At 63.3% G+C, this 15,900-nt stretch carries 14 protein-coding genes and 1 pseudogene; 14 read left to right on the top strand and 1 reads right to left on the bottom strand.

What is annotated here, in order from left to right:
• Positions 1-2 precede the first annotated feature (2 nt).
• The 12 genes and pseudogenes from nuoF to X739_RS163980 all read left to right on the top strand — a co-directional run bounded on the left by nuoF (position 3) and on the right by X739_RS163980 (position 14,410).
• Positions 3-1,307: an NADH-quinone oxidoreductase subunit NuoF gene (nuoF, locus tag X739_RS163925; protein WP_015317342.1), complete on the top strand. Its 1,305-nt coding sequence runs from the start codon at positions 3-5 to the stop codon at positions 1,305-1,307.
• Positions 1,308-1,372: 65 nt separating this feature from the next.
• Positions 1,373-2,068 (top strand): NADH-ubiquinone dehydrogenase subunit, encoded by a 696-nt coding sequence (locus tag X739_RS163930; protein ID WP_023769782.1) that lies wholly within the window; start codon positions 1,373-1,375, stop codon positions 2,066-2,068.
• A gap of 105 nt (positions 2,069-2,173) precedes the next feature.
• Positions 2,174-4,171, top strand: a pseudogene (nuoG, locus tag X739_RS163935) (NADH-quinone oxidoreductase subunit NuoG); the annotation flags it as partial.
• 2 nt (positions 4,172-4,173) lie between these two features.
• On the top strand, positions 4,174-5,217 hold the full coding sequence (gene nuoH, locus X739_RS163940) for an NADH-quinone oxidoreductase subunit NuoH (RefSeq protein ID WP_015317345.1): 1,044 nt from the start codon (positions 4,174-4,176) through the stop codon (positions 5,215-5,217).
• Positions 5,217-5,708 carry an NADH-quinone oxidoreductase subunit NuoI gene (gene nuoI, locus X739_RS163945; RefSeq protein ID WP_023791942.1) on the top strand — a complete coding sequence of 164 codons (492 nt, stop codon included), beginning with the start codon at positions 5,217-5,219 and terminating at the stop codon, positions 5,706-5,708. The genes nuoH and nuoI overlap by 1 nt, the downstream gene beginning before the upstream one ends.
• A gap of 237 nt (positions 5,709-5,945) precedes the next feature.
• On the top strand, positions 5,946-6,566 hold the full coding sequence (locus tag X739_RS163950; RefSeq protein WP_023769784.1) for an NADH-quinone oxidoreductase subunit J: 621 nt from the start codon (positions 5,946-5,948) through the stop codon (positions 6,564-6,566).
• A 1-nt stretch (position 6,567) separates the two neighbouring features.
• Positions 6,568-6,876 carry an NADH-quinone oxidoreductase subunit NuoK gene (gene nuoK, locus X739_RS163955; RefSeq protein WP_013894819.1) on the top strand — a complete coding sequence of 103 codons (309 nt, stop codon included), beginning with the start codon at positions 6,568-6,570 and terminating at the stop codon, positions 6,874-6,876.
• Between the two features lie 10 nt (positions 6,877-6,886).
• Positions 6,887-8,860 carry an NADH-quinone oxidoreductase subunit L gene (gene nuoL, locus X739_RS163960; protein WP_023782630.1) on the top strand — a complete coding sequence of 658 codons (1,974 nt, stop codon included), beginning with the start codon at positions 6,887-6,889 and terminating at the stop codon, positions 8,858-8,860.
• Positions 8,860-10,365: an NADH-quinone oxidoreductase subunit M gene (locus tag X739_RS163965; protein WP_023769786.1), complete on the top strand. Its 1,506-nt coding sequence runs from the start codon at positions 8,860-8,862 to the stop codon at positions 10,363-10,365. The genes nuoL and X739_RS163965 overlap by 1 nt, the downstream gene beginning before the upstream one ends.
• Before the next feature lie 19 nt (positions 10,366-10,384).
• Positions 10,385-11,821 carry an NADH-quinone oxidoreductase subunit NuoN gene (nuoN, locus tag X739_RS163970; RefSeq protein WP_023769787.1) on the top strand — a complete coding sequence of 479 codons (1,437 nt, stop codon included), beginning with the start codon at positions 10,385-10,387 and terminating at the stop codon, positions 11,819-11,821.
• A 4-nt stretch (positions 11,822-11,825) separates the two neighbouring features.
• The gene (locus X739_RS163975; protein WP_023769788.1) at positions 11,826-12,647 is read left to right on the top strand and encodes a biotin--[acetyl-CoA-carboxylase] ligase; all 822 of its coding nucleotides are present in this window, start codon (positions 11,826-11,828) and stop codon (positions 12,645-12,647) included.
• Positions 12,648-12,739: 92 nt separating this feature from the next.
• Entirely contained in the window at positions 12,740-14,410 is a 1,671-nt protein-coding gene (locus tag X739_RS163980) for a ribonuclease J (RefSeq protein WP_023791936.1), read from the top strand.
• Here the strand turns inward: X739_RS163980 and X739_RS0133635 are convergent.
• Complete coding sequence (locus tag X739_RS0133635; protein ID WP_023769790.1) at positions 14,400-14,768, bottom strand: hypothetical protein; 369 nt, start codon at positions 14,766-14,768, stop codon at positions 14,400-14,402. The genes X739_RS163980 and X739_RS0133635 overlap by 11 nt on opposite strands.
• Positions 14,769-15,031: 263 nt before the next feature.
• On the opposite strand from X739_RS0133635, the gene mce reads away from it, so the two are divergent.
• Both mce and X739_RS163990 read left to right on the top strand, forming a co-directional pair.
• Positions 15,032-15,436: a methylmalonyl-CoA epimerase gene (mce, locus tag X739_RS163985; protein WP_023769791.1), complete on the top strand. Its 405-nt coding sequence runs from the start codon at positions 15,032-15,034 to the stop codon at positions 15,434-15,436.
• A complete protein-coding gene (locus tag X739_RS163990; protein WP_023769792.1) occupies positions 15,433-15,717 on the top strand; it encodes a DUF1467 family protein in 285 nt (94 codons plus the stop codon). Before mce ends, X739_RS163990 begins: the two co-directional genes overlap by 4 nt.
• Positions 15,718-15,900: the final 183 nt, after the last annotated feature.

The following is a 15,900-nucleotide window of genomic DNA, read 5'->3' as shown; positions in this document are numbered from 1 at the left end:
AAATGCTTCAGGACAAAGACCGCATCTTCACCAATATATACGGCCTCTTCGACAAGTCGCTGGCCGGCGCAATGGCTCGCGGCGCCTGGGACAACACGCCCGGCATCGTCGCCAAGGGGCGCGAGTGGATCGTCAACGAGATGAAGGCGTCGGGCCTGCGCGGACGCGGCGGCGCCGGCTTCCCGACCGGGCTGAAATGGTCGTTCATGCCCAAGCAGAGCGACGGCCGGCCGAGCTATCTCGTCATCAACGCCGATGAATCCGAGCCCGGCACCTGCAAGGACCGCGACATCCTGCGCAACGATCCGCACACGCTGGTCGAGGGCGCGTTCCTGGCCGGCTTCGCCATGGGCGCGATTGCCGCCTACATCTATGTGCGCGGCGAGTTCATCCGCGAGCGCGAGGCGCTGCAGCGGGCGATCGAGGAGGCCTACGAAGCCAAGCTGATCGGCAAGAACAACACGTCGGGCTACGATTTTGAAATCTACATGCACCACGGCGCCGGCGCCTATATCTGCGGCGAGGAAACCGCGCTGCTGGAAAGCCTCGAAGGCAAGAAGGGCCAGCCCCGGCTGAAGCCGCCATTCCCGGCCAATGTCGGCCTCTATGGCTGCCCGACCACTGTCAACAATGTCGAATCGATCGCGGTGGCGCCGACCATCCTGCGCCGGGGGGCTGCCTGGTTCTCGTCCTTCGGCCGGCCCAACAATGTGGGCACCAAGCTGTTCTGCGTTTCCGGCCACGTCAACAATCCGTGCACCGTCGAAGAGGCGATGTCGATCCCGTTCCGCGAGCTTATCGAAACCCATTGCGGCGGCATCCGCGGCGGCTGGGACAATCTGCTCGCCGTCATTCCGGGCGGCGCCTCGGTGCCGCTGGTGCCGGCGGAGCAGATTATCGACACGCCGATGGATTTCGACGCGCTGCGCGATCTCAAGTCCGGCCTCGGCACGGCCGCCGTCATCGTCATGGACAAGTCAACCGATGTCGTGAAGGCGATCGCGCGGCTTTCCTACTTCTACAAGCATGAGAGCTGCGGCCAGTGCACGCCGTGCCGCGAGGGCACCGGCTGGATGTGGCGGGTGATGGAGCGGCTGGTGCGCGGCGAGGCTCAGAAGCGCGAGATCGACATGCTGCTCGACGTCACCAAGCAGGTCGAAGGCCACACGATCTGCGCGCTGGGCGATGCGGCGGCATGGCCGATCCAGGGCCTGATGCGGCATTTCCGCGGCGAGGTGGAGCGGCGGATCGACGAGTTTTCGCGCAACGCGCACCGGGCCGAACCGGTCATGGTGGCGGCGGAATAACAAGAAACTTTTGAACGCGGGAAGAAACGGGGCGGGGCGAACGAAGAAACGACCAGGAGAACTCTATGGCGCCGTATTCGACACCCTACCCATTGATGCCCAATTTGGACCAGATCGAGAAGATGAATCAGGACCTGACCAGGATGATGCCGAAGGAGATGGCCAGCGCCGTCCACCTTTTCGTGCACCCTGTCGTGGGTGCGGTGGCGATGTCGGCGCTTGGCATGGGGCTCGCCAATCATGCGTTCGGCGTCTGGATGGGTGCGCTTTCGGGGGCCGCCGAGGCATCGCACCGTCTCATGCAACCGCTGATCGAGGATTTCGAGGCACGCGTCGAACAATTCGACGACGCGAACCCCTCGTCCATCAAGGCGCGGGCGACCGCGAAGACGATGATTGCCGAGGCGCAGTCCTTCGCCCAGGAAGTCACCGATATCGCAGCCAGGGAAGCCGCCACCATCGCGCCGGCCGCCAATGCCGCTCCGGCAACAAGCGAGGCGGCGGATGTGCTGCTGCCGGAAGATTTCAAGCAGCCCAAGGCCATTGAGAAGCCGACGAGGCCCTCCGACCTCAAGGCGATATCGGGCATCGGCCCGAAGCTGGAAAAGGTGCTGAACGGCCTCGGTATCTGGACGTTTGCCCAGATCGCCGCATGGTCGCCGCAAGAGATCGCCTGGGTCGACGACTATCTGTCGTTCAAGGGCCGCATCGGCCGGGACGACTGGACCGCCCAGGCGGCGGTGCTGGCCGCGAAGAAGTGAATGAAATGTCGGGCGCTGCGTCTGTCGCGCCCGGAAAATGAGATTGCGGGAAATCCGCAGGGGTTTGAGGCGAATGGCAAAGCTCAAGGTCGACGGGAAAGANCGGAAGTGCCGCGCTTCTGCTTCCATGAGCGGCTGTCGATTGCCGGCAATTGCCGCATGTGCCTGATCGAGGTGAAGGGCGGGCCGCCCAAGCCGCAGGCCTCCTGCGCCATGGGCGTGCGCGACCTGCGCCCCGGCCCGAACGGCGAGCCGCCGGAAATCTTTACCAACACGCCGATGGTCAAGAAGGCCCGGGAAGGCGTGATGGAATTCCTGCTGATCAACCATCCGCTGGACTGCCCGATCTGCGACCAGGGCGGCGAGTGCGACCTGCAGGACCAGGCGATGGCTTTCGGCGTCGATTCCTCGCGCTACCACGAGAACAAGCGCGCGGTGGAAGACAAGTATATCGGCCCGCTCGTCAAGACAGTGATGAACCGCTGCATCCACTGCACGCGCTGCGTCCGCTTCACCACCGAAGTTGCCGGCATTTCCGAACTCGGCCTGATCGGCCGCGGCGAGGATGCCGAGATCACCACCTATCTCGAACAGGCAATGACCTCGGAGTTACAGGGCAATGTGATCGATCTCTGCCCGGTCGGCGCGCTGACCTCCAAGCCCTTCGCCTTCCAGGCGCGGCCGTGGGAGCTGACCAAGACCGAATCCATCGACGTGATGGATGCCGTCGGTTCGGCGATCCGCGTCGATAGCCGTGGGCGCGAAGTGATGCGCATCCTGCCGCGCGTCAACGAAGCCGTGAACGAGGAATGGATTTCCGACAAGACCCGCTTCATCTGGGACGGCCTGCGCACGCAGCGCCTCGACCGCCCCTATGTGCGCAAGGACGGCAGGCTGGTTCCAGCGAGCTGGGCCGAAGCGTTCGCGGCGATCAAGGGCGCGGTTTCGGCGGCGGCCCCCGACAAGATCGGCGCCATCGCGGGCGATCTCGCCGCGGTCGAGGAGATCTATGCGCTGAAGCTCTTGATGGCCTTGCTCGGCTCGAAGAACACCGACTGCCGCCAGGATGGCGCGGCGCTCGATCCGGCGCTCGGACGCGCCAGCTATATCTTCAACCCGACCATAGAAGGCATCGAGCAGGCCGACGCGGTGCTGATCATCGGGGCCAATCCGCGCTTCGAGGCCTCGGTGCTCAACGCCCGCATCCGCAAGCGCTGGCGCCTCGGCAATCTGCCGGTCGGCGTCATCGGCGATGTCGGCGACACGCGCTATGACTACGAACAGCTGGGTGCCGGGCCGGATTCGCTGAAGGATCTGGCGGACGGCAACGGCAAGTTCTTCCAGACGCTGAAGAAGGCGACGCATCCCCTTGTTATCGTCGGTCAGGGCGCCCTGGCGCGTGCCGATGGCGCGGCTGTGCTCGGCCAGGCGGCCAGGCTCGCCGCCGCCGTGAATGCCGCATGCGCCGACTGGAATGGCTTTGCCGTGCTGCACACCGCAGCGGCGCGCGTCGGCGGCCTGGACCTCGGCTTCGTGCCGGGCGAGGGCGGCAAGAACGTCGCCGGCATGCTGGGCGAGACGGATGTCCTGTTCCTGCTCGGCGCCGACGAGATCGACATGAGCAAGACCGGCGGCGCCTTCGTCGTCTATGTCGGCACGCACGGCGACGCCGGCGCGCATCGCGCCAATGTCATCCTGCCGGCGGCGGCCTATACCGAAAAGTCCGGCACCTACGTCAACACCGAAGGGCGCGTCCAGCAGACCAACCGCGCCGGCTTCGCGCCGGGCGATGCGCGCGAGGATTGGGCCATCCTGCGGGCGCTGTCCGACGTACTGGGCAAGAAACTGCCGTTCGATTCGCTGACGCAACTGCGCGCAAAGCTCTATGGCGAATACCCGCATCTGGCCCGTATCGACCAGGTCGCGGCCGGCAATGCCGAGGATATCGCCGGCGTGGCGAAGCTCGGCGGGCGGTTGAACAAGGGAACCTTCACCTCGCCGGTCAAGGATTTCTACCTGACCAACCCGATCGCGCGCGCATCGGCCGTGATGGCGGAATGTTCGGCACTGGCCAAGAGCGGCTTCAAGCAGGCGGCGGAATAAGCATGGACACCTTCTTCTCCTTCTACGTGCTGCCTGCGCTGCTGATCCTCTTGAAGTCAGTCGTGCTGATCGTGGTGCTGCTGATCTTCGTCGCCTACATCCTATATGCCGACCGCAAGATCTGGGCGGCCGTGCAGCTTCGCCGTGGCCCGAACGTCGTCGGCCCCTGGGGCACGCTGCAGGCCTTCGCCGATCTGCTGAAATTCGTCTTCAAGGAACCGGTCATCCCGTCGGGCGCCAACAAGGGCGTCTTCCTGCTGGCGCCACTTGTCTCCGCCGTGCTGGCGATCTCGGCCTGGGCGGTCATACCGGTCAGCCAGGGTTGGGCGATCGCCAACGTCAATGTCGGCATCCTCTATGTCTTCGCCATCTCCTCGCTCGAGGTCTATGGCGTGATCATGGGCGGCTGGGCATCCAACTCGAAATATCCGTTCCTCGGCGCTTTGCGTTCGGCGGCGCAGATGGTGTCCTACGAAGTTTCGATCGGCTTCGTCATCGTCACCGTGCTGCTCACCGCCGGCTCGCTCAACCTCAGCGATATCGTGCTGTCGCAGCAGGGTGGGCTTGGAACGCGGCTCGGCCTGCCCAACACCTTCCTCGACTGGAACTGGCTGGCGCTATTCCCGATGTTCGTCATCTTCTTCATCTCGGCGCTGGCGGAGACCAACCGTCCGCCCTTCGATCTGGTCGAAGCCGAATCGGAGCTGGTCGCCGGCCACATGGTCGAATATTCGTCGACGCCGTTCCTCTTGTTCTTCCTCGGCGAGTATGTCGCGATTGTGCTGATGTGCGCGCTGGCCACCATCCTGTTCCTCGGCGGCTGGCTGCCTCCCTTCGACTTCGCGCCCTTCACCTGGGTGCCCGGCGTCATCTGGTTCGTGCTGAAGGTCTGTTTCGTGTTCTTCGGCATCTCGATGGTGAAGGCCTTCGTGCCGCGCTACCGCTACGACCAGCTGATGCGGCTGGGCTGGAAAGTGTTCCTGCCAATCTCGCTGTTCATGGTCGTCGCCACCGCGGCCTTCCTCAAGATCACGGGGTTTGCGTGATGTCCGCTTTGTCCCAGGCCGCAAAATCGCTGCTGCTGCAGGATTTCGTCAGCGCCTTTTTCCTCTCGATGCGCCAGTTCTTCGCGCCGAAGGAGACGATCAACTACCCGCACGAGAAGGGGCCGATCAGCCCGCGCTTTCGCGGCGAGCATGCGTTGCGCCGCTATCCCAACGGCGAGGAACGCTGCATCGCCTGCAAATTGTGCGAGGCGATCTGCCCGGCGCAGGCGATCACCATCGAGGCCGGCCCGCGCCGCAATGACGGCACGCGCCGCACGGTGCGTTACGATATCGACATGGTGAAGTGCATCTATTGCGGCTTCTGCCAGGAAGCCTGCCCGGTCGACGCCATCGTCGAGGGGCCGAATTTCGAGTTCGCGACCGAAACGCGCGAGGAACTCTACTACGACAAGGACAGGCTGCTGGCGAATGGCGACCGGTGGGAGCGCGAACTGGCGCGCAACATCTTGCTGGACTCGCCCTATCGCTGACATTCGACGCATGGACGGGGGCGAGGGCCTCGTCCAGAGGATGGATCCCGAAAAGTTGCGGAGTTTTCGGACAAGATCATCCTCCGGCAGACAAAAGTGTCGCATGTTTCTTTCGATCGGGTATTTCAACCCGATCGGAACATGCGATAGGACACAACGAAACTTGCCGACCGGAGGCGGTCGCAAAAATCAAACAGGACGAGCGTCCTGTTTGGACAGGAACCCGGGGGATCCCCAATGCTGAGTGGACTAGAGGCGGCTTTCTTCTACCTCTTCGCCTTTGTCGCCGTGGCGTCGGCGTTCATGGTCATTTCGTCGCGCAACCCCGTGCATTCGGTGCTGTTCCTGATCCTGACCTTCTTCAACGCCGCCGGCCTGTTCATGCTGACCGGCGCCGAGTTCCTGGCGATGATCCTGCTCGTCGTCTATGTCGGCGCGGTCATGGTGCTGTTCCTGTTCGTCGTCATGATGCTTGACGTCGATTTTGCCGAACTGAAGAGCGGCGCCCTGCAATACGCGCCGATCGGCGCGCTGGTCGGGCTGATCCTGGCGGCGGAGCTGATCGTGGTGCTGGGCGGCTACACCTTCGCGCCGAAGCTCGCCTCGACGGTCGCAAAGCCCATCCCGGATCTCGCCGCGCGCTCGAACACGGCGGCGCTCGGCGACATCCTCTATACCGACTACCTCTACTACTTCCAGATTTCGGGCCTCATCCTGCTGGTCGCCATGATCGGCGCCATCGTCTTGACGCTGCGCCACAAGGAAGGGGTCAAGCGGCAGTCGATCGCAGCCCAGGTCGGCCGCACCGCGGCGACCGGCATGGAAATCCGCAAGGTCAAGTCGGGCGAAGGAGTCTGAGATGGTCGTCGGCATCGCACACTATCTGACCGTATCGGCGATCCTGTTCACGCTCGGCGTGTTCGGCATCTTTCTCAACCGCCGCAACATCATCGTCATCCTGATGTCGGTCGAACTGATCCTTCTGGCGGTCAACATCAATTTCGTCGCCTTTTCGGCGGCGCTCGGCGATCTGGTCGGCCAGGTGTTCGCGCTGTTCGTGCTGACGGTCGCGGCGGCTGAAGCCGCCATCGGGCTTGCCATTCTCGTCGTCTTCTTCCGCAACCGGGGCTCGATCGCGGTCGAAGACGTGAACATGATGAAGGGTTGACGGGGCGACTATGTATCAAGCGATCGTCTTCCTTCCGCTGCTCGGCTTCCTGATCGTCGGCCTGTTCGGCAATGCGCTCGGTGCCAAGGCATCCGAATACATCACCTCCGGCTTCCTGGTGATCGCGGCCGTGCTGTCATGGGTCGCCTTCTTTTCCGTCGGCTTCGGCCATGGCGAGGTGTTCACGGTGCCGGTGCTGCACTGGATCCAGTCCGGCGGGCTGGACGTCTCCTGGGCACTTAGGATCGACACGCTGACAGTGGTGATGCTGGTGGTGGTCAACACGGTGTCGGCGCTGGTTCACGTCTATTCGATCGGCTACATGCACCACGATCCGAACCGGCCGCGCTTCTTCGCGTATCTGTCGCTGTTCACCTTCGCCATGCTGATGTTGGTGACGGCCGACAACCTCGTGCAGATGTTCTTCGGCTGGGAAGGGGTGGGCCTGGCGTCCTACCTGCTGATCGGGTTCTGGTACAAGAAGCCGTCGGCCAATGCCGCGGCAATCAAGGCCTTCGTCGTCAACCGAGTCGGCGATTTCGGCTTCGCGCTCGGCATTTTCGGCGTCTTCGTGCTGTTCGGCTCGGTCAATCTCGGCACCATCTTCGCCAATGCGGCGACGTTCATCCCGGCCGAAGGCGCGCCGCAGGGTGCCGCCGTGCTCACCTTCCTCGGCCATGCGCTCGACAAGCAGGCGGCAATGACCGTCGTCTGCCTGCTGCTGTTCATGGGTGCCATGGGCAAGTCGGCGCAGGTGCCGCTGCACACCTGGCTGCCGGACGCCATGGAAGGCCCGACCCCGGTGTCGGCGCTGATCCATGCCGCCACCATGGTGACGGCCGGCGTGTTCATGCTGGCGCGGCTTTCGCCGCTATTCGAATTGTCGCACTCGGCGCTGACGGTGGTCACCTTCATCGGCGCCTTCACCGCCTTCTTCGCGGCGACCGTCGGCCTGGTCCAGAACGACATCAAGCGCGTCATCGCCTATTCGACCTGCTCGCAGCTCGGCTACATGTTCGTGGCGCTCGGCGTCGGCGCCTATGGCGCGGCGATCTTCCATTTGTTCACGCACGCCTTCTTCAAGGCGCTGCTGTTCCTCGGCTCCGGCTCGGTCATCCACGCCGTCTCCGACGAGCAGGACATGCGCAAGATGGGCGGCTTGAGGAAGCTGATCCCGACCACCTACTGGATGATGGTGATCGGCACGCTGGCGCTAACCGGCGTCGGCATTCCGGTGACCGTCATCGGCACCGCCGGCTTCTTCTCCAAGGACGCCATCATCGAGGCCTCCTTCGCCGGCCATAATTCGGTCGCCGGCCTGGCCTTCATCCTGCTGGTCATCGCCGCCTGCTTCACCTCCTTCTATTCGTGGCGGCTGATCTTCATGACCTTCCATGGCAAGCCGCGGGCAAGCCACGAGGTGATGCACCACGTCCATGAATCGCCGCCGGTGATGCTGGTGCCGCTGTTCATCCTGGCGGCTGGGGCGCTGTTTGCCGGCATCATCTTCCACAATTCCTTTATCGGCGAAGGCTATGCCGAGTTCTGGAAGGCGTCGCTGTTCACGCTGCCGGACAACCATATCCTGCACGAGATCCACGAACTGCCGCTGTGGGTGGAGCTCTCGCCCTTCATTGCCATGCTGATCGGTTTCGCTCTGGCCTGGAAGTTCTACATCCGCTCGCCGGAGATGCCGGTCAATCTAGCCGCCCAGCATCGCGGGCTTTACGCCTTCCTGCTCAACAAGTGGTATTTCGACGAGCTTTACGACTTCCTGTTCGTTCGCCCGGCCAAGCGTCTCGGTCACTTCCTGTGGAAGACCGGTGATGGGACCATCATCGATGGACTCGGGCCTGACGGCATTTCGGCGCGCGTCGTCGACGTCACCAACCGCGTCGTCAAGCTGCAGACCGGCTATCTCTACCACTACGCCTTCGCCATGCTGATCGGCGTTGCCGCACTCGTCACCTGGATGATGCTCTGATGACCGCCTGGCCAATCCTCTCGCTGGTCACCTTCCTGCCTCTGGTTGGTGTGCTGCTGATCCTGTTCATCAACGATGACAGCGAAAACGCGCGCCGCAACATTCGCGCCATTGCGTTCATAACCACGGCATTCACCTTCCTGGTGTCGCTGTTCATCTGGACCGGCTTCGACAATTCGCAGGCCGGATTCCAGTTCGTCGAAAAGGTCGCCTGGCTCGATTCCGGCATTTCCTACCATATGGGCGTCGACGGCATTTCCATGCTGTTCGTCATCCTGACGACCTTCCTGATGCCGCTTTGCATCCTGGCGTCGTGGGAAGCGATCGAGAAGCGCGTCAAGGCCTACATGATCGCCTTCCTGCTTCTGGAAACGCTGATGATCGGCGTGTTCTGCGCGCTGGACATCGTGCTGTTCTATGTCTTCTTCGAAGCCGGCCTGATCCCGATGTTCATCATTATCGGCGTGTGGGGCGGCAAGCGGCGCGTCTACGCCTCGTTCAAGTTCTTCCTCTATACGCTGGCCGGCTCGGTGCTGATGCTGCTCGCCATCATGGCGATGTTCTTCCAGTCCGGCACCACCGACATCCCGACGCTTCTCACGCACAGCTTCCCGGCCAACATGCAGACCTGGCTGTGGCTTGCCTTCTTCGCCTCCTTCGCGGTGAAGATGCCGATGTGGCCGGTGCACACCTGGCTGCCCGACGCGCACGTCGAGGCGCCGACGGCGGGCTCTGTCATCCTGGCCGGCATCCTGCTGAAAATGGGCGGATACGGCTTCCTGCGCTTCTCCTTGCCGATGTTCCCGCTCGCGTCGGAAATGTTCGCGCCGCTGGTGTTCACGCTGTCGGTCGTCGCCATCATCTACACCTCGCTGGTGGCGCTGATGCAGGAGGATATGAAGAAGCTGATCGCCTATTCGTCGGTCGCCCATATGGGCTTCGTCACCATGGGTATCTTTGCCATGAACCAGGAAGGCGTGCAGGGCGCTATCTTCCAGATGCTCAGCCACGGCCTGGTGTCAGGCGCGCTGTTCCTGTGCGTCGGCGTCATCTACGACCGCATGCATACGCGTGAGATCGCCGCCTATGGCGGGCTCGTCAACAACATGCCGAAATACGCCACCGTGTTCCTGATCTTCACCATGGCCAATGTCGGCCTGCCGGGCACGTCAGGTTTCGTCGGCGAGTTCCTGACCATGCTTGGCGTGTTCCGGGTCAACACCTGGGTGGCGTTCTTCGCCGCGACCGGCGTCATCCTGTCGGCGGCTTACGCGCTTTGGCTCTACCGAAGGGTGATCTTCGGCGCGCTGACCAAGGACAGCCTGAAGGGGCTGCTCGACCTGTCGACCCGCGAGAAGGCGATCATCTATCCGCTGGTCGTGCTGGTCATCTTCTTCGGCGTCTATCCCGCACCCGTCTTCGACGCGACGGCCCAGTCGGTCAAGTCGCTCGTCACCAATGTCACTGCATCCATCGGCGCCGCGCAGACCGCGGCGGCCAACTGACCCAGGGGTTTTGCGAACCATGACGCCGGACCTTCTCTCCAGCCTGTCGCTCTCGACGCCCGAGCTGATCCTTGCCATCGGCGCGCTCGCGCTGCTGATGGTCGGGGCCTATTCGCGTTCCAACACCGCCAACACGGTGACCGGCCTTGCCGTCGCCGTGCTGGTGATCGCAGGCGCCTGGCTGATCTTCCACGCAGGGCAGGGCAGCGCCTATGGCAATGCCTTCATCCAGGATTCCTTCGCCCGCTTCATGAAGGTGCTGGCGCTGATCGGCTCGGCGGTGACGCTGATCATGTCGATGCGTTTTGCCAAGGCGGAGCGTTTCGACAAGTTCGAATATCCGGTGCTGATCCTGCTTTGCACGCTCGGCATGATGCTGATGATCTCGGCCAACGGCATGATCGGGCTCTATCTCGGCCTCGAACTGCAGTCGCTTGCGATCTATGTGCTGGCGGCGATCAATCGCGACAATCTGCGTTCGACCGAAGCCGGTCTGAAATATTTCGTCCTCGGGGCGCTGTCGTCTGGCATGCTGCTCTACGGCATCAGCCTGGTCTATGGTTACACCGGAAACACCGGCTTCCAGGAGATCGCCACCGCGCTTGGCGGCGGCGAGCGCCAGCTTGGCCTCGTCTTCGGCCTGGTTTTCGTGTTGGCCGGGCTTGCCTTCAAGATCTCGGCGGTGCCGTTCCACATGTGGACGCCAGACGTCTATGAGGGCGCACCGACACCAGTGACGGCCTTCCTGGCGGCAGCGCCGAAAATGGCGGCGATGGCGCTGATCGTGCGCGTCACCATGGGCGCGTTCAAGCCGATCGCTTCCGACTGGCAGCAGATCATCGTCTTCATCTCGATCGCCTCGATGGCGCTTGGCTCCTTCGCCGCGATCGGTCAGACCAATATCAAGCGGCTGATGGCCTATTCCTCGATCGGCCATATGGGCTACGCGCTGGTCGGCCTTGCCGCCAACAGCCAGGCCGGCGTGCGCGGCGTCGCCATCTACATGCTGATCTACCTGGTAATGACGCTAGGCACCTTCGCCTTCATCCTCGCCATGCGGCGCAAGGAAGGCAATGTCGAGCAGATCAGCGATCTCGCCGGCCTCTCGTCGACCAACCCTGTCATGGCGACGATCCTGACCATCCTGATGTTCTCGCTGGCCGGAATTCCGCCGCTCGCCGGCTTCTGGGGGAAGTGGTACGTCTTCCTCGCCGCCATCAACGCCAATCTCTATGCGCTGGCAATCATCGGCGTGCTGGCTTCCGTGGTTGGCGCTTACTACTACCTGCGCATCATCAAGATCATGTGGTTCGATGAGCCGGTCGGCGGCTTCGTGCCGATGGCCAGCGAGTTGCGTGTCGTGCTCGGCGTCAGTGGCGCCTTCGTGCTGTTCTACGTGCTGATCGGCGGGCCGATCGGCACCTATGCCGAAGCCGCCGCCAAGACATTTTTCTGACGGGATGGCATTTCGGCTGGCTCCAACCTCGGCGTCGGAAGGGTTCCGGCTCGAGGCGCATGACAGTGTCGGCTCCACCAACGCGTTGGCGCTGGACCATGCCCGGGCGGGCGACCCAGGCAAGCTCTGGGTCGTTTCCAAGAAGCAGGAAAGCGGGCGCGGCCGGCGTGGCCGTGCCTGGGCAACGCCGGAAGGCAATCTGGCGGCGACGCTGCTCCTCATCACTGGCGGCGAACTGCGCCTTGCCGCAACGCTCGGCTTCGTCGCGGGGCTGGCGCTGGCCGACGCGCTCGACGCGGTGGTGCCGAAGGGCCGCATCGCGATAGGCCTCGACGGAGCGAGCCAGGGACAGAACCGCTTCGAGCTGAAATGGCCGAACGATGTGCTCGCCTCCGGCGCCAAGCTGGCCGGCATCCTGCTGGAGTCGGCGATGCTTGACGGTAGCCGCTTCGCGGTGGCGGTGGGCATCGGGGTCAATGTGGTGGCGCACCCGCGGGATTTGCCTTATCCCGCGACATCGCTTCATGCGTTGGGCGCGGCTTGCGATGCCGAAACGCTGTTCCTGGCGCTGTCGGATGCCTGGAGCGAGAATGCCCGCCTGTGGGACGAAGGACGTGGCCTTGCCGCCATCAGGAAGCGTTGGCTGGCCCGCGCGGCCGGCCTTGGCGGCGAGGTTGCTGTCAGAATTGACGGTAATGTGGTGCGTGGCGTGTTCGAGACCATTGACGAGGACTGCCGTTTCGTGATCCGCGACGATGAGGGGTCTGTCCTGACGGTCGCCGCCGGCGATGTGCATTTCGGCGCGGTGGCGTCCGCGCGGATATAATTTGTTTTTTGAGCGATTCCGGACGGAAAACCGGTAGGCACCTGCTGGAATTGCTTTAACGGCTTGGCCTGAGGGTCAGGAAGGAAAAAATCATGGCGAAAGCGGACAACGCCGAACTCGTCTTCGTGCCGCTCGGCGGCGTCGGCGAGATCGGCATGAACTTCGCCCTCTACGGCTACGGCCCGCCGAGCGCGCGCGAATGGATCGTCATCGATGTCGGCGTTACCTTTCCCGACGCGGCGCATCCAGGCGTCGACCTGATCCTGCCCGACACGCGCTTCATAGAGGAGAACCTCGCCAATCTGCGCGGCATCATCATCACCCACGCGCATGAGGACCACTACGGCGCGCTGCTCGACATCTGGCCGAAGCTGAAGGCGCCGGTCTGGATGACGCCGTTCAGCGCCGGGCTGCTGGAAGCCAAGCGTCAGGGCGTGCAGGGCGCGCCGAAGATCCCGCTGACGATCTACCGGGCGGGCGAAAAGTTCACGGTCGGTCCCTTCGAGATAGAAGCCATTCCGGTGGCACACTCCATTCCCGAACCCATGTCGCTGGCGATCACCTCGCCGGCCGGCGCCGTCATCCATACCGGCGACTGGAAGATCGATCCGGAGCCGACGATCGGTCCCAAGACCGACGAGGCGCGGTTCCGCGCCTATGGCGACAAAGGCGTGCTGGCGCTGATCTGCGATTCGACCAATGCGCTGCGCGAAGGCGAGTCGCCTTCGGAAGTGGCCGTGGGCGAGGGGCTGAAAGGCGTGATCCAGGCCGCCAAGGGCCGCGTCGCCGTCACCACCTTCTCCTCCAATGTCGGACGCATCGTTTCCATCGCCAGGGCAGCGCGCGATGCCGGCCGCCAGTGCCTTGTGCTAGGGCGCTCGTTGAAGCGCGTCATCGATGTGGCCGGCGAGCTTGGCTACATGGACGGCCTGCCGGAGTTCATCGCCGAGGAGGATTTCGGCTTCATCCCGCGCGAGAACCTGGTCATCATCTGCACCGGCAGCCAGGGCGAGCCGTTGGCGGCACTTGCCAAGCTGTCGCGCGACGAAATGAAATCGGTGTCGCTGACGGCGGGCGACACGGTGGTGTTTTCCTCGCGCACCATTCCCGGCAACGAGAAGGGGATCCTCGAGATCAAGAACCGCCTCATCGATCTCGGCATCAAGATAATCGAGGACGGCGATGCTCTGGTGCACGTCTCCGGCCACCCGCGGCGCAGCGAACTGCGCAAGATGTATGAATGGGTGCGCCCGCGGATCGGCGTTCCCGTGCATGGCGAGGCCGCGCATCTGGTGGCGCAGGGCTCGCTGATGTCGACCTCCGGCATCGGCCAGGTGGCGCAAGTGCGAGACGGCGACATGCTGCGGCTCGCTCCTGGTCCCGCCACGATCATCGACCAGGTGCCGTTCGGCCGCGTCTACAAGGACGGCAATCTGATCGGCAGCGATCAGGCGATGGGTATTCGCGACAGGCGCAAGCTGTCGTTTGCCGGTCATGTCGCGGTCAATGTCGTGCTTGATGACAAGTACGAGCTGGCCGGCGATCCCGATCTGGTCGCCATTGGCGTCGCCGAAACCGATGCCCGTGGCGAGACGCTCGAGGACCTGATGATCGATGCGGCCGTCGGTGCGGTCGATTCGATCCCCCGCCAGCGCCGCAAGGACCTCGACCTGGTGCAGGAGGCGGTGCGGCGCGCGGTGCGAGGCGCGGCTAATGAAGCCTGGGGCAAGAAACCGCTGGTGACGGTTTTCGTCACCCGGTGACGGAGGCGGGGGCTCGCATGTCCAGCTGATAGCTGACCGGAATCCAGCGAAAGGAATGGTCTGTCCGCTCGACATAGCCCAGGCCCGGTAACGGCATGTGGTGGCCGGCGACGAGCAGGCGCTGTTCGGCAGCCATGCTCAGCAGCCGCTTGCGGGTCTCGATTGCCTTTTCCTTGTCGTCGTCGAAATCGGCATGCCACCGAGGACGCTGGATCGACACGACATAATGCAGGAAAGCGTCCGACCAGATCAGCAATTGCTGTCCGTCGCTTTCGGAACCGGTATCGATCAGCGTCGGGATGAAGCAATGCTCGTAGCGATCCTGGTCGATGAAGTTCGAGACCGCGAGTTCGAGCACGGCCGCCGGCGGCTGTCCGGCCGCGAATACCGATGCAAGCCCGTCTCTGACATCGACGGCATCGAGCAGAGCGGCAATTTTGAACGACCCGAGATCGAAGGTGAAAACGCGGGGGCGGGTGGGCTGGTTCCGGACATTGGCCTTTGTCCTTTGTGGCTGCCGGTCGCGACAGGTGCGACAGTGCGCTCCTCGCGAAAGGCTGTTGATCTCGGCTGATTTGACGTATGACGCCAGTCGTTGGACCTGGGAGAAAAAGCTCGGACATGCTCGGACGGCTGAACCATGTCGCGCTTGCGGTGCCGGATTTGACCGCCGCCGTTGCAGCTTACCGCAACACGCTCGGCGCCGAAGTGACCGAGCCGCAGGCTTTGCCGGAGCATGGCGTCACCGTGGTGTTCGTCGGTGTCGGCAACACCAAGATCGAGTTGCTGGAGCCGCTTGGCGAGGGCTCGCCAATCGCGGCATTCCTCGAGAAGAACCCGTCCGGCGGCATGCATCATCTCTGCTACGAGGTCGACGACATCCTGGCCGCGCGCGACCATCTCAGGGCCGCCGGTGCCCGGGTGCTTGGCGACGGCAATCCCAAGCCAGGCGCGCACGGCAAGCCGGTGTTGTTCCTACATCCGAAGGATTTCTTCGGCACGCTGATCGAACTGGAGCAATCATGAGCTGGGTCTCGTTCACCGCGCTGTTTTTCGCGACCTGGTGGGTGGTGCTGTTTGCCGTTCTGCCGTTCAGCGTCAGAACGCAGGACGACGATCACGACGTGACGCTGGGCACGGTGCCGAGCGCGCCGCGCGGGCCGCATATGCTGCGTGCCGTGATCCGCACCACCATCGCAACGGCGGTCCTGATGGGCATTTTCTACGGCCTGACGCACGGGCTGGGATATAGCCTCAACGACATCCCGCACATCGTGCCGGATTTCAGTCCGACCCCAGGGAAATAGACGTCGCGGCAAGGGTGCTCCGATAAGATCGGAGTGCCGCGGACGGAATTAAGATGCCGCCCTGTCTGCCGGCCGCTGGCTGATGACGCAACGTCATGTAGCCTGCCAATCTGCGGCGCTAACCAGATGATTGCACAAAAAAAATGCAAGGCACAAGGCCTTGCAATTAAACGCGTCCGATCT

The organism is Mesorhizobium sp. LNHC209A00 (assembly GCF_000502915.1).
GTDB lineage: Bacteria > Pseudomonadota > Alphaproteobacteria > Rhizobiales > Rhizobiaceae > Mesorhizobium.
Note: the sequence above shows the minus strand (reverse complement) of the source record. Positions and strands in the feature narration are given on the sequence as shown.

What these genes read in the sequence shown, in the direction of transcription:
- X739_RS163965 (WP_023769786.1), top strand. Translation starts at nt 8,860, where the DNA reads ATGACCGCCTGGCCAATCCTCTCGCTGGTCACCTTCCTGCCTCTGGTT.
- X739_RS163950 (WP_023769784.1), top strand. Translation starts at nt 5,946, where the DNA reads ATGCTGAGTGGACTAGAGGCGGCTTTCTTCTACCTCTTCGCCTTTGTC.
- X739_RS163990 (WP_023769792.1), top strand. Translation starts at nt 15,433, where the DNA reads ATGAGCTGGGTCTCGTTCACCGCGCTGTTTTTCGCGACCTGGTGGGTG.
- nuoK (WP_013894819.1), top strand. Translation starts at nt 6,568, where the DNA reads ATGGTCGTCGGCATCGCACACTATCTGACCGTATCGGCGATCCTGTTC.
- nuoL (WP_023782630.1), top strand. Translation starts at nt 6,887, where the DNA reads ATGTATCAAGCGATCGTCTTCCTTCCGCTGCTCGGCTTCCTGATCGTC.
- X739_RS163975 (WP_023769788.1), top strand. Translation starts at nt 11,826, where the DNA reads ATGGCATTTCGGCTGGCTCCAACCTCGGCGTCGGAAGGGTTCCGGCTC.
- nuoF (WP_015317342.1), top strand. Translation starts at nt 3, where the DNA reads ATGCTTCAGGACAAAGACCGCATCTTCACCAATATATACGGCCTCTTC.
- nuoI (WP_023791942.1), top strand. Translation starts at nt 5,217, where the DNA reads ATGTCCGCTTTGTCCCAGGCCGCAAAATCGCTGCTGCTGCAGGATTTC.
- X739_RS163930 (WP_023769782.1), top strand. Translation starts at nt 1,373, where the DNA reads ATGGCGCCGTATTCGACACCCTACCCATTGATGCCCAATTTGGACCAG.
- nuoN (WP_023769787.1), top strand. Translation starts at nt 10,385, where the DNA reads ATGACGCCGGACCTTCTCTCCAGCCTGTCGCTCTCGACGCCCGAGCTG.
- nuoH (WP_015317345.1), top strand. Translation starts at nt 4,174, where the DNA reads ATGGACACCTTCTTCTCCTTCTACGTGCTGCCTGCGCTGCTGATCCTC.
- mce (WP_023769791.1), top strand. Translation starts at nt 15,032, where the DNA reads ATGCTCGGACGGCTGAACCATGTCGCGCTTGCGGTGCCGGATTTGACC.
- X739_RS163980 (WP_023791936.1), top strand. Translation starts at nt 12,740, where the DNA reads ATGGCGAAAGCGGACAACGCCGAACTCGTCTTCGTGCCGCTCGGCGGC.